Genomic DNA, 12,735 nt, shown 5'->3' with positions numbered 1-12,735 from the left:
GGTGTGGCCCGTCCGCCAGGCCACACCCGCGGTTCTGGTCGGACTAGTTGGCCTGGCCCGAACCGGCCCAGAGGCCACAGGCGCAGAGCATGGCGGCGTCGAAGCCCTGTTCGGCCGCCTCCGGCGTGGACCACTGCTGCGAGTGGGCCGCGACGTCCGGGAACAGCGCCACGAGCCGGCTCTTGGTGGAGATGAGCACCTCCGTCTCCTGCTGGGTCAGGCTGCCGTAGAACTCCTCGAGCTCCGGCGACATCTGTCCGCCGATGATGCCGGCCTCGCGGAGGGCCTCCACCGAGTTGTAAGCCATGGCCTTGTTCCTTTCCGTTGGGGTGTTGGAAGAAGAATGCTGGCGTTGACAGTTGTTACACAACCCCATGAATGTGGGTTGGAACGGCGGTAAGAATGCGCGTAGAGGTCCCCGACAACGTCCCGGAAATCCCGGACAAAGCAAATCCGGCAGAATCCAGAAGGGTACGGAATTCCGCTGCCGTGCGTTCTTTTCCACCGGTCAGCACGAGCATGGCGATATCGCTCAGCACGGATGCGGCGGCTCCCGGCCCGGCCCGGGGCGGCACCACCGGCTCGAGGATCAGCAGCCGCCCGTCCGGGGCGATCGCACGCCGGCAGTGCCGCAGCAGCACCGCGCACCGGTCGTCGTCCCAATCGTGCAGGATCCCCTTGAGCAGGAGCACGTCGCCCGGTGGCACGGCGTCGAAGAAGTCGCCGGGCTCGACCGACCAGCGGTCGGGCGGCACCGAGCGCCGCAGCGTCTCGGCGGCCCGGACGGCGCCCTCGGCGCTGTCGACCAGCACACCGTGCGCCCGTGGGGCGGCGGCGAGCACCGCGGCCAGGAGCGTGCCGTTGCCGCCGCCGAGGTCGACCACCCGACGCGCGGCGCTGAAGTCGTGCACCCGGGTCAGCTCGGCGGTGACCCATCCGGTGCCGTCGCCCATGGCGGTGCCGAACAGGTCGGACAGCACGGGGTCACCGGCGAGGTGGTCGAACAGCGGGCGGCCGTGGGCGTGTTCGAACGCCGATCCCCCGAGGCGCACGGCGTCGGCGAGCGATCCCCAGGCGGCCCAGGTCGCGGCGTCGCCGAGCAGCAGCAGGGCGGTGCGCAGCGACGCGGGATGGCCGGTGCACAGCGGACGGCCGAGCTCGGTCAGCGCGTACCCGTCATCGGTTTCCGCCAGGACGCCGAGCACGACGAGGGCCCGGGCCAGCCGGGCCAGGCCCTCGGGGTCGCAGCCGGTCCCGGCGGCGAGCTTCGCCGCCGGCAGCGGGCCACCGGCGAGGGCGTCGGGCACGCCGAGCCGGACGGCAGCGTGCAGGATCTGCGAGGTGGCGTACCCGAACGCCATGTGGGTCAGCGGGGTGTAGTTCACCGGGGCTCTCCGTGGGGGAATACCGGCAGGTGGCGGACGCCGTGCAGGAAGAGCTCCGGTGTCCACGTCAGCCCGGCCGGGTCGATGGCCAGGGTCAGGGACGGGAATCTGCGCACGAGCGTGCCGACCGCCGCGCGGGCCTGCATCCGGGCCGGCGCCGCCCCGAGGCAGTAGTGGATGCCGTGGCCGAGGCCCAGGTGCCGGTTCGGGGTACGGCCGATGTCGAACACGTCCGGGTCCTCGAACACCTCCGGGTCCCGGTTCGCGGCGAGCAGGACCGGAACGACCACGTCGCCCCGCGGGACGACGGTGTCACCGAACTCGACGTCGGCGAGCGCGTAGAGCAGCCCGGTGTGCCCCACCGGCCCGTTGAACCGGATCACCTCCTCGATCGCGGTGTCGATGAGGCCAGGATCGGCCCGCAGCCGGGCCAGCTGTGCCGGGTGCCGCAGCAGCTCCAGCACCGCGTTGCCGACCAGGTTCACGCTGGTCTCGTCCCCGGCCATGAGCAGCTGGAACACCGCGGCGATCAGCTCGGCCCGGGTGAGCAGCCCGGCGTCGCGCGCCCGGACGAGGTGCGCCAGCAGGTCGTCCCCGGTGTCCCCGCGCCGCTCGTCGAGCATCGTGGCGAGGTAGCGGCCGAACTCGGCACCGGCGACCCGGATCCGCAGCGGGTCGCCGGAGCGGGCCATCTCGTCGCTCCAGCGGCGCAGCCGGTCGCGGTCCCCGAGCGGGAAGCCGAGCAGCTCCGCCACGACCAGCACCGGCAGCGGCAGGGCCAGCGCCGCGATGACGTCGACCGGGCCGGACCCGGCGGCCATGGCGCTGGTCAGGTCGTCGACGACCCGGTCGACGTGCCGGCCGATCGCCGCGACGTGCCGGGCGCCGAACGCGGGGGCCATCAGCCGCCGCAGCCGGGTGTGGTCCGGCGGATCCAGGTGGAAGACGTTGCGCCGCCACGCGGCCAGCGGATCGAACCCGGCCAGCCGGTGCGGCGCGGCGAGCTCGGGCGGCAGCCGGTCCGCCTGCCGCCCCAGGTCCGGGTGCTGCAGCGCCCGCTGGACGTCGGCGTACCGGGTCAGGTACCAGAAGACCCGGCCGTGTCCGTTGACGTGCCGGTACACCGGGACCTGCGCCCGCATCCGGGCCAGCATCGGGTGTGGGTCCGCCCGGTGCCGGGCGGCGTTCGGGTCGAAGCCGGTCAGCGTCGTGCCGGTCACCGGGTGCCCCGGGTCCGCATGTCGAGGGCGAAGTACCGGCCCACGGTCGCGCCGAGCTCGGCCGCCGAACAGAATCCGCGCCGGGCCATCTCGATGTCCGGGGTGGTGCCCGGGCCCCGCCAGTGGCGCTGGAAGATCTGCGCACGGATCGCCGGCGGCGGTGCGGCCAGCCGGTGCCGGGTCTGCTCGGTGGCCTCGTCGGCGGCGGTGACCAGCCATTCCCAGTCCGGCCAGCCGGGCGCCGCCCGCAGGTCGGCCAGCACCGCCGGGCGCCAGTCCACGGACTGCCAGACCGGCCAGACCCGGATCATGACGAGACGGATCCGCTCGGCCGGGGTCAGGCCGGTGGTCTCCGCGTCGGTCAGCCACTTCGCGAGCGGGCGGGGCAGGGTCTCCCCCACACCCAGCTTCGCGTACGCGTACCCGGCGGTGTCCGTGCCCGCGGCGGTGGCGATGCCGTCGAGCAGGGCACCCAGCACCCGCTCGTGCCGGGCCGGGTACCCGGCGTCGAACAGCCGGGCGGCATCGAGGACGTCCAGGTCGGAGCGCCACCGGCCGGGGGCGTACTCGTGCCGGGAGCGCCGGTCGAGCGCCTGGTGCTCGCTGATGCCCGGGAACGTGACCGCCGGCCGGGACGGGGCCGCCCGCCGGTCGCGCGCGGCGTGCAGGGCGGCCACCGCGTCGCGGTGCTTGAGGTCCCACTCACCGGAGGCGATGCCCTGTTCCAGGGTGTTCAGCGCGTCCCGGTCACCGGCCGGCACCGCCGCCGCGAGCACCTCCCAGGAGCGGTCCATGAACGGCAGCGCCTTGGCCGCCGCGATGATCCGGGCCCCGGCGGCCGCGGGGACCCGGCCGGACCGGGCGCCCTCGCGCACGCCGTGCCGCAGGTTGACCAGCGCGACCGTCCGCGCCGGGTAGCCGCGCTCGGCCGGACCGTGCAGCAGGCCGACCTCGTCGTCGCCGTCGATCTCGCCCGAGCGGTACATGGCGTACACCTCGCCGACGCCCCGCATGCCGCACGGGCTGAGCTCGGCCGCCCGCAGCGCGCCCATGCTGGCCGCGCCGACCACGTCGACACCGGCGGCGAGCAGCCGCAGGATCTCCTTGTGCCCCACCGAGCGGCGTTCGCGGAAGAACCCGTCGATGAGCACCGCCACGTCGCCGGGCTTCCAGTCCTCGCCGAGCAGGTCGCCGCGCGCGGCCGGCGGGCGGATCCCCGCCTGCGGCAGCACCCGCCGCACCGCGTCCGCGGTGATCGTGGGGCCGGCGTAGACCAGGACCGTCATCACAGCACCTCCGTGGTGATCCGGGCGCCGGGGGCCACGACCTTGACCACGGGGACGCCGATCGCGTCCCGGCTCAGGTCGGCGACCAGCGGCGGGTGCCCGAACGCGGCGGCGGCCCGGGCGGTGACGTCGGCGAGGTCGTCGAGCAGGCTGGCGGGCCGCGCCGGTGCCGGGAGCAGGCCGGTGACGGCGACGGCGGTGCCGGCCGGTTCCCGGCGCCGCTTCGCTCCGCCCTCGTCGATGTCGTCGTGCAGGTCGTCGCGGGCGCCGGCGATGTAACTGAGCCGGGTCTGCGCCGCCTCGGTGAGCGCGCGGGTCAGGGCGATCTCCGCGCTGAGGTGGCAGCCGAACCCGAACATCGCCCCCGGGTAGTCGTGGCCGGACAGCCAGGCCAGGAAGCACGGCAGCCCGGTCGGCGACGGCAGGAGGCGGACCTCCATGGCGACGTCGGCCCGGTCGACGAGCGCGCACAACCCGTCGGCCACCGCGGAACCCAGGCTGCGGGGGTCGATCCGGGTCCCCAGGTTGCCCGCGGCGAGCGCGGCCGTGGTGGCGTCGCGCTCGATGACCTCGTACAGCCCGTGCAGGGTCGCCTCGACCAGCGTGTTACCGCTGGCCAGGCCGTTGGTGGAGGCGAGGAACACCGGGGGGTTCCAGCCGGTGCGCGCCTCCAGGGAGATCCGGACGACCTCGACCGGGACGAGCGTGGGCGTGCCGTCGGTCAGGCACCGGGCCGGGGTCCAGTCCAGCGGCAGGTCGTCGTGCAGGACGCTGGGGGTGCAGGCCGCGAGCGCGGACACGTCGTAGGTGAGCCGGTCCGTGACCTCGCGCGGGGACGCCGTGATCTCGCTCGGCAGGGGCTGCTCGGCGTGCCACGTCTCGACGGACTCCATCACCGCGGACAGCCGGGCCAGCTCCGCGGTGACCCCTTTGCCCTGCGCGACGGCGAGCGTGGTGGACAGCGGGCGGACGGCCTGGAACGTGGGGATGCCGATGGTGTCGAGGCGGGTGACGTCGGCGACCCGGGTGATCCCGACGGCCGCCGCGGCCCGGTCCGCCATGGCCCGGGTCGCCTCCGGCGGCACCGCCCGGTCGGTGCCGGGCAGCCGCAGCCGGGCGCGGTCCGCGGTGGTGCCGAGCCAGGACAGCGGGTGGGTACCGGTCCGCATCCGGGCCCCGCTCACAGGTTCTCGGTGCGGCGCAGCAGGGCCCGCGCGGCGACGGCGTTGGCCACGACCCCGACCACGACGAGGACCACCAGGCTGGGCCAGGCCCGGCCGAGGCCGAAGACGGCACCGTCGCGCATGCCGTCGATCGCGTACGTCACCGGGTTGACCACCGAGATCCAGCGCAGCACGACGGGCAGCTGGTCGGCCGGGGACAGCGACGGCGCGGTGAACACCAGCACGAGCACCGAGATGCTGCTGAGGACCGAGAACGTGCGGTAGTCGCGGATCAGGATCGCCGCCGCCAGGAACAGGCCGTTGAACGCCACCGCGGCCAGCACGAGCGCCGCCAGCAGCGTGACCCAGTGCGACAGCGGCACCTGGTAGCGGAACAGGACCAGGCCGACGACCAGGGCGAGCAGGCTCTGCGCCAGCACCAGCGAGACCCCGGCGAGGATCTTGCCGAGCAGGAACCGGGAGCGCCGCAGCGGCCAGGACCACAACTGGGTCGAGACGCCGCTCATCTCCTCCTGGAACAGCGCCATGCCGGTGGTCCCGGACGCGCTGACGATCGACATGGCCAGCACCATCGGCAGCAGGAACACCTCGAACGGCAGCGCCGTGCCGCGGTAGTCGATGTCCCCGACCACGTTGCCCAGCGCGGTGTTGACCAGCAGCAGGTACACCAGGGTGGGGGCCAGGCCGAAGATGAGGTTGACCCGGTTGCGGGCCAGCAGGGCGTACTCGCGGTAGAACACCGCGGACAGGTCGGCGGCCCTCGCGGGGGCGACCGGCGGGGTGTTGCGGAACGTCAGCGCGGTCATGTCAGCCCTTCTCGGTCATCCGCAGGAACACCTGTTCCAGCGAGTCGGCGGCGGTGCCGAAGCCGCTGATCGCGACGCCGGCGTCCTGGCAGTGCCGGGTCAGCGCGGGCAGCACGTCGTAGCCCGCGGTCCCGTCGATGTGCACCTCGGCGTCGTCGACCGTCGCGCGGTAACCGGCGCCGTCGGCCCATTCCGCGACGACCTTGGCCGCGACCGGGTCGGCGACGGTCACCACGAGGCGGCTGCCGCCGTACTCGCGGACCAGCTCGCGGGGCTCGGCGAACCGCAGCACCCGGCCCGCGCTGATGACCAGCACCCGCTGGCAGTTGCGCTCGATCTCCTCGATGTGGTGGCTGGTCCAGAGCACGGTCACCCCGTGCTCGGCGCGCAGCCAGCGCACGAACCGTTCCACCTGGTGGCGCCCGGCGACGTCGAGGCCCGCGGAGGGCTCGTCGAGGATCAGCAGCCGGGGGATGGTGAGCAGGGCCCGGACCAGCTGCAGCCGCTGGCGCTGCCCGCCGGAGAGCTGGAAGACCAGCCGGGGCAGGGCCTCGGTCAGGCCCAGGTAGTCGGCGACCTCGGTGGCCCAGGGCTCGACCGCTTTCCAGGACACCCCCCGGAACCGCGCGGCGATGCGCAGGTTGTCCAGGCCGGACAGCATCTCGTCGTACGGGCCGGACTGGTGCATGGCGCCGACGCCGCTCTTGGCCACCACCGGGTCGTGCACCGGGTCCAGGCCGAACACCCGGACCGTCCCGCTGGTCGCCGGGGTGACCCCGCAGATCAACTTCATCAGGGTCGTCTTGCCCGCACCGTTCGGCCCGAGCAGCCCGACGGTCTCGCCCGCGCCGATGCCGAACGAGATGCCGTCGACCGCCGGCGTCTGTTTGCCCCGGTAGCGTTTGGTCACTTCGACCGCGCTCACCACGTCACCCGACATGATCCCTCCCCTCCCCGATTGCTTTGCGCCGAACCTACGGGAACTCGATCGCCGGTAAACCTCATCGATCGGAACTGCCGCACAGCTGCCTCCTATCTGCCATTCCACGGCCGTCCGCGTCCCTACCATCGAGCCATGGAACAATCGGGGGACGGCAATTCCGTGGTGTTGCTGGTGAATGGGGCCGGCGGCCCGGAACTCGCCGGTGTCCATGCGGAACTCACCGGCGCGATGCATATTCCGTCCGTTTTCATGACCACGACGGACGGTTCCTTTTCCTTCGACCCGGATTCCGGGATCGTGCGGTGCGGCGGCGTCCGGGTCCGGCCGGTGGTGACCTGGGTGCGGCACTTCGCCCCCGGCACGCTGACCGCCCACGCGCGTCCCGCCGGTTCGGTGCCGGCCCTGGCCGCGGCGGCGTGGTCGGGGCTGCTCGGCCAGGTCGCCGACGCCGCGGTCACCGCGCTGCCCGGGACCGCCCCGGCCGGCACCGCACAGCTGCCGGCGGCCGGGCGGCTGGGGGTCCGCACCCCCCGCACGGTGCTCACCACCGACGTCGCGGACGGCGCCCGGCGCGTCGGCTCGGCCCGGGTGATCGTCAAGACCCCCGACTTCCGGCTCGTTGAGCCGGATCCCCGTCACTGGGGACCCAGTCTCCCGGTCGTCCTGGACCGGGACGCGGCGGCGGGTGCCCGCTCCCCCGGTGGGCGCCCGGTCGTCGTGCAGGAATACGTCCCGCACGCCTGCGAGCTGCGGGTCTATTACGTCGACGGCGGGATCTGCGCGTTCCGGGTGCGCCAGGGCGACCCGGCGGCGCGGTGGACGGACCCGGCCGGGGTCGCTGTGACCCGGGTGGACTGCCCGGACGCCGCCGGGGCCGTGGTGCGGACCCTGGCCGCCGCGTGGGGACTGCGGTACGCGGCGTTCGACCTGCTGATCACCGGGACCGGCGAGGTGGTCCTGCTGGAGGCCAACCCGGACGGCGACTGGCTGTTCTACGAGCGCCGGGCCGGCTGGCACGGCGTCACGTTCATGGCCGCGGTGATGCTGCGCGAACTGTTCGGCCGCGCGCTGAGAAAGGGATCCGATGAACGTTCTCTCCGGCCGTGACCTGCGGCTGCTGGGCATGCTGGCCTGTGGGCACACCACCGACCGGGCGGCCCGTGAGCTGCGGTTGAGCCGGCACACCGTCGGCGAGGAGATCAGTGGCCTGCTCGGCCGGTTCGGGTGCCGCAACCGGGCCGAGCTGGTGGCGTACTGCTACGCCCACCGGCTGCTGCCGGTCGGCGTCTGGCCGCCGCCCCATGACCCCCCTGCGGGGGACCGTCCGATGCCGGAACTCTCTTTGGTGGGTGAGTGACATGCATGATGCCCTCGGTGCCCTGCGCGACGCGGGATGTCCGGTCGATCAACTGAGTCAGGCCCAGCGCGACGTGCTCGCGGACCTCACGGAACAGGAGACCGTGGCGCTGGTCGCGGTGCAGCGCCGGCTGCTGGCGGCCGAGGGCGAGGTCCTCGCCCACGACCTGAAGCTGCTCTGAGGCGATCGTGAGCCGCAGGCTGGTGGTCGTGCTCTTCCTCGACCTGGTCGGCTGGACCCGGCTGGCCGAGCGGGTGGACCCGGAACCGTTGCAGGACCTGCTGGAGACCTACTACGGGATCTGCTCGGCCGCCGTGGAGGAGCACGGCGGCGTCATCGAGAAGTTCATCGGCGACGCGGTCATGGCGGTGTTCGGGGCGTCGCGCTCCGGCGAGGACGACGCGCTGCGGGCGCTGCGGGCCGCGGCCCAGATCCGCACGGGTACGGACGCCCTGCTCGCACCCGGTGGCACGCCGGTGGAGGTGCACTGCGGGATCGCGGCGGGCGAGGCCCTGGTGACGCACTCGCCGCGGGCCGGTCTGCGGGTCGTCGGCGACGTGGTGAACCTGGCCGCGCGGCTGCAGTCGGCGGCCACCGCGGGCGAGGTCATCGTCAACGAGGTCGTCGCGCGCCTGGCGGCACCGCACTTCACGCTCGTGCCGGTGGCGCCGCTGAGCCTGAAGGGCAAGGCCGCACCCGTCCCGGCGTGGCGGGCGGGTCCGGCCGGCACCCCGGACCAGGACGCCGACGCGGGATCGCCCATGGTGGACCGGGACGCCGAACGGGCCCGGCTCCGGGCGGCGTTCCAGCGGGCGGTCCGCGACGGCGGCACCCGCACCGTCACCGTGCTCGGCCCGCCCGGCGTCGGCAAGTCCCGCCTGGTCCGCGACGCGTTCGCGGGCTGCGCCACGGTGGTCGCGACCTGTCCCTCGTACGGGCCGGCCGGCAACCACACCGCGCTGCTGCAGGTCCTCGACGCGCTGGTCACCCCGGCATCCGGCGCGCGGATCACCGCGGTGCTCGACGGCCTGCGCGGCGCCGCGGCGGCACCGGGCGTCGAGGACATCGCGTGGGCCACCCGGGAATTGATCGCCGCGGCCGCGCCGCTCGTCGTGGTGTGGGACAGCCTGGAATGGGCCGGGCCGTCCCTGCTGCGGCTCATCGGGGAGCTGCGCGAGAGCCTGCGGGCGGTGCCCGTGCTGATGGTGTGCGTGGCCCGGCCGGAGCTGATGGACCTGGCCGTGCCCTGGGTGGCCGGCGACGACGACGTGCTCGACCTGGGCCCGCTCGGGCCGTCCGACAGCACGCTGCTGGCCGGCCTGCTGGTGGCCGGCGACGCCGAGGTGCAGGCGCACGGGATGGACCTGGTCGAGCGGGTCACCGCGCACAGCGCCGGCAACCCGCTGTTCATCCGGTTGATGGTCGAGTCGGACGGGCCCGAGGTGCCGGCGACCATCACCGCGCTGGTCGGCGCGATGATCGACCGGATGCCCGCGGCGGAACGCGACCTGCTCGGCGCGGCGGCGGTGGTGGGTTCCTCGTTCTCGGCGCGCCAGCTGGCCGGGCTCGGCCGGCCGGTCACCGCCACGGACCCGGCCACGGATCTGGCCACGGATCTGGCCGCGGACCTGGCCGCGGACCTGGCCGCGCTCGTCCGGCGGCAGGTGCTGCGCCGGACCGACCGCACGGACGGGTACGCGTTCGTGCAGCAGCCGGTGCACGAGGTCGCGTACGGGCGGCTCGACAAGCACCAGCGGCTCGGCTGGCACCGGCTGCTCGCCGCGAACGGGGTCAGCCCCGGGTTCCACCTCGACGCCGCCGTCCGCCTGCTGACCGCGCTGCGCCCGCACGACCCGGAGCTGACCGCGCTGGCCCGGGACGCGGCCGCCGCCCTGCTCGCCGACGGCACCGCGGCGCTGCGGCAACGCGATGTGCCGGCCGCGGTCGGGCTGCTGCGCCGGGCGCTGGCGGTGCTGCCCGACGACACCGGCCGGTGCCGGGCGGTCGCGGTGCTGCGGCTCAGCGACGCCCTGCTGCTCACCGGCGACACCGGCGGCGCGGTCGAGGTGATCGCGGGCGCGTTGCCACAGGTGACGGACCCGCGCACCCGTGACGCCTGCCTGATCCAGTGGCGACTGCTGGAGGCCCGGCGCGGGGTGGGGACGCCGCCCGGGGCGGACCCGGACCCGGATCCCGCCGATCCGCTCTCCGCCTGCCGCGCGGCGCAGCTGCGCATGCTGCTCCAGCTCGGGAACGGCCGATTCGGGGCGGCGGAGCAGTCGGCCCGCGACGCGCTCGCGCACGCCCGGCTGCTCGGCGACGACTACGAGCAGGACCGGCTGCTGGTGGCGCTGTGCGAACTGCGGCAGTGGGCGCCGGTCCCGCTCGCCGAGCAGCTGGCCGGGTGCTCGGAGCTGGCCCGGCGGTTCGCGGCCGACCGGTTCCTGCTGGTGCCGGTGCTGGCCGCCCGGGCGCGGTGCCTCGCGCTGACCGGTGACAGCGCGGGCGCGCACACCGCGCTGGCGCAGGCCCAGGAGGCGGTGTCGGAGCTGCGGCTCACCATGGGCCAGGTCCTCGTCGACCAGGCGTCCGGGCTGGTCCGCTCGCTCGACGGCGACCACGCCGGCGCCGGGCGGCACTACCGGCGCGCCGCCGACGCCCTGGACCGGGCCGGGCACGTGCCGACCGCGCTGACCCAGCGCGTACAGGCGGCCCGCGAGCTGGCCCACCACGACCGGGACGGCGCGCGCGCCGAGCTCGGCCCCCTTCTGGAGAGACAGGACGACATGGATCTGCGTGGCCACCTGCTGGCCCTGGCCGCCGCCGCCCGTCTCGGGTGCGACGGGGACCCGCTCGCCGCGGCGACCGCGCTGCTCGCCCGGACCGACGATCCCTGCCTGCGCGGGGACGTCTGCTTCGACCTGGCCCACGCGCACCGCGACCGCGGTGACGCGGACGCGGCCGCCGCGATGGCCCGGGCGGCGATCACCAGTTACGCCACCGTCGGCGCCGAGCGGCCGTCCCGACCGGTCCGCGCATGGCGGTGACCCCCGCGCCGTGGCGCCGCGAACGTCCCGGGCACTTCTCGGGCGTGCCCGCGTGGAGCATGCCCGCGACCGGCTACCGCGAGGAGCACGTGCCGGCGAGCCTGTTCGGCGGCGTCGACCGGGCCTGGGCGATGGACGGCGCGGACGGCACCGGGGTACGCGTCTGCGTGCTGGACAGCGGCATCGACGGCACCCACCCGATGGTCGCCCCGGTCGACCGGGCCTGGCAGGTGGTGACCGAGGCGGGCCGGGTGCCCCGGGTCCAGGAGTGCGCGCCGCAGGACACCGCCGGGCACGGGACCGCGTGCGCCGGGATCATCCGGGAGGTCGCGCCGGGGGTGCGGCTCAGTTCGATGCGGGTGCTCGAGGACGGCCGTTCGGGCAGTGCCGCCGCGCTGATCGCCGGGCTGGCCCACGCGATCGAGCAGGACTTCGACATCATCAACATGAGTCTGTCCACCGCCCGGCTGGAGTTCCGCGGGCGGCTGGCGGAGCTGTGCGACCGGGCGTACTTCCGCCGCACCACGCTCGTGGTGGCCGCGCACAACCTGCCGATCGAGAGCTTCCCGTGGAACTTCGCCTCGGTCGTCTCGGTCGCGAGCCACGCCGAGCCGGACCCGTTGCGGTACTACTACAACGCCGCGCCGCCGGTGGAATTCTGTGCCCGCGGCGTGCGGGTGCCGGTGGCGAGCCCGGGCGGCGGGATGACCCGCAACACCGGCAACAGCTTCGCCGCGCCGCACATCTCCGGGATCGCGGCCCGGGTGCTGAGCAAGCACCCGTGGCTGACGCCGTTCCAGCTCAAGAGCGTGCTGCTGCACTGCGCCACCAACGTATCGACCGAGGGGGATGAAGGTGGAGTTCTTGTCTCGCGCACCGCATAGCGCCGTCACCGAGCACCAGTTGCTGCAGTCCGTCGTCGCGGTGGCGCGGCACGTGTACGCGGCGGCCGCGTCCTCGGTGTTCATGGTGAGCCCGGAGTCCGGGGAGCTGATCTTCGCGGCGGTCGCCGGCGCCGGTCAGCAGAGTCTGGTCGGCCGGCGGTTCCCGGCCGGCACCGGGATCGCGGGCTGGGTGGCGGCGAGCTACCAGAGCCTGATCACCGACGTGTCGGCGACCGACAAGTTCGCCCGGGACGCGGCGGAGTCCACCGGCTATCTGCCGTCGAGCATCATGGCCGCGCCGCTGGTCGCCGACGGGGAGTGCATCGGGGTGCTGGAGGTACTGGACCGCCGGGGCGGGGACGCCGAGCGGGAGCTCGACGACATCGAGCTGCTGGAGCTGCTGGCGGGGCAGGCCGCGTTGAGCCTGTCGCTGCTGCGGCGGCGGGAGAAGGCGTACTCGGCGCCGCCGATGGGCAACCTGCTGGCCCGGCTGACCGAGCACGCGGCGATGGACTCGTCGGACCCGCTGGCCGTCGCGCTGCTCGGGGTCTCCCTCGACCTGCTGGACCGCCGATCCCCCCGGACGACCGTTGACAGCGCTCTCTGACATCCAAGATAATTTG

At 74.3% G+C, this 12,735-nt stretch carries 13 protein-coding genes; 6 read left to right on the top strand and 7 right to left on the bottom strand.

Annotated elements, in window-relative coordinates; translation table 11 throughout:
• Positions 1-43: 43 nt before the first annotated feature.
• Genes ACIA6A_RS35850 through ACIA6A_RS35820 form a run of 7 tightly spaced genes read right to left on the bottom strand, consistent with a single transcriptional unit; the run spans position 44 to position 6,821 of the window.
• Entirely contained in the window at positions 44-307 is a 264-nt protein-coding gene (locus tag ACIA6A_RS35850; RefSeq protein ID WP_396102471.1) for a StsA-related sactipeptide RiPP, read from the bottom strand.
• 55 nt (positions 308-362) lie between these two features.
• Entirely contained in the window at positions 363-1,385 is a 1,023-nt protein-coding gene (locus ACIA6A_RS35845; protein ID WP_396102470.1) for a methyltransferase, read from the bottom strand.
• Complete coding sequence (locus ACIA6A_RS35840) at positions 1,382-2,605, bottom strand: cytochrome P450 (RefSeq protein WP_396102469.1); 1,224 nt, start codon at positions 2,603-2,605, stop codon at positions 1,382-1,384. Before ACIA6A_RS35840 ends, ACIA6A_RS35845 begins: the two co-directional genes overlap by 4 nt.
• The gene (locus tag ACIA6A_RS35835; protein ID WP_396102468.1) at positions 2,602-3,891 is read right to left on the bottom strand and encodes a TfuA-like protein; all 1,290 of its coding nucleotides are present in this window, start codon (positions 3,889-3,891) and stop codon (positions 2,602-2,604) included. Before ACIA6A_RS35835 ends, ACIA6A_RS35840 begins: the two co-directional genes overlap by 4 nt.
• Positions 3,891-5,060, bottom strand: coding sequence for a YcaO-like family protein (locus ACIA6A_RS35830; RefSeq protein ID WP_396102467.1), 1,170 nt, complete (start codon positions 5,058-5,060; stop codon positions 3,891-3,893). The genes ACIA6A_RS35835 and ACIA6A_RS35830 overlap by 1 nt, the downstream gene beginning before the upstream one ends.
• Positions 5,061-5,071: 11 nt before the next feature.
• Entirely contained in the window at positions 5,072-5,881 is an 810-nt protein-coding gene (locus ACIA6A_RS35825) for an ABC transporter permease (protein WP_396102466.1), read from the bottom strand.
• A gap of 1 nt (position 5,882) precedes the next feature.
• Entirely contained in the window at positions 5,883-6,821 is a 939-nt protein-coding gene (locus ACIA6A_RS35820) for an ABC transporter ATP-binding protein (protein ID WP_396102465.1), read from the bottom strand.
• Between the two features lie 135 nt (positions 6,822-6,956).
• Between ACIA6A_RS35820 and ACIA6A_RS35815 the strand changes: the two genes are divergently transcribed.
• Genes ACIA6A_RS35815 through ACIA6A_RS35790 form a run of 6 tightly spaced genes read left to right on the top strand, consistent with a single transcriptional unit; the run spans position 6,957 to position 12,719 of the window.
• Positions 6,957-7,931 (top strand): RimK family alpha-L-glutamate ligase, encoded by a 975-nt coding sequence (locus ACIA6A_RS35815; protein ID WP_396102464.1) that lies wholly within the window; start codon positions 6,957-6,959, stop codon positions 7,929-7,931.
• Positions 7,909-8,181: a response regulator transcription factor gene (locus ACIA6A_RS35810; RefSeq protein ID WP_396102463.1), complete on the top strand. Its 273-nt coding sequence runs from the start codon at positions 7,909-7,911 to the stop codon at positions 8,179-8,181. Before ACIA6A_RS35815 ends, ACIA6A_RS35810 begins: the two co-directional genes overlap by 23 nt.
• Before the next feature lies 1 nt (position 8,182).
• Positions 8,183-8,362: an aroma-sacti cluster domain-containing protein gene (locus tag ACIA6A_RS35805; RefSeq protein ID WP_396102462.1), complete on the top strand. Its 180-nt coding sequence runs from the start codon at positions 8,183-8,185 to the stop codon at positions 8,360-8,362.
• 7 nt (positions 8,363-8,369) lie between these two features.
• A complete protein-coding gene (locus tag ACIA6A_RS35800; protein WP_396102461.1) occupies positions 8,370-11,228 on the top strand; it encodes an adenylate/guanylate cyclase domain-containing protein in 2,859 nt (952 codons plus the stop codon).
• On the top strand, positions 11,219-12,112 hold the full coding sequence (locus tag ACIA6A_RS35795; protein ID WP_396102460.1) for a S8 family serine peptidase: 894 nt from the start codon (positions 11,219-11,221) through the stop codon (positions 12,110-12,112). The genes ACIA6A_RS35800 and ACIA6A_RS35795 overlap by 10 nt, the downstream gene beginning before the upstream one ends.
• Positions 12,084-12,719, top strand: coding sequence for a GAF domain-containing protein (locus ACIA6A_RS35790; protein ID WP_396102459.1), 636 nt, complete (start codon positions 12,084-12,086; stop codon positions 12,717-12,719). The genes ACIA6A_RS35795 and ACIA6A_RS35790 overlap by 29 nt, the downstream gene beginning before the upstream one ends.
• The last annotated feature ends 16 nt before the right edge of the window (positions 12,720-12,735 follow it).

It is taken from the genome of Actinoplanes sp. NPDC051494 (assembly GCF_044454705.1).
In the GTDB taxonomy this organism is placed as follows: Bacteria; Actinomycetota; Actinomycetes; order Mycobacteriales; family Micromonosporaceae; genus Actinoplanes.
The sequence above is the reverse complement of the archived record's forward strand: the minus strand, read 5'-3'. Positions and strand labels throughout refer to the sequence as shown.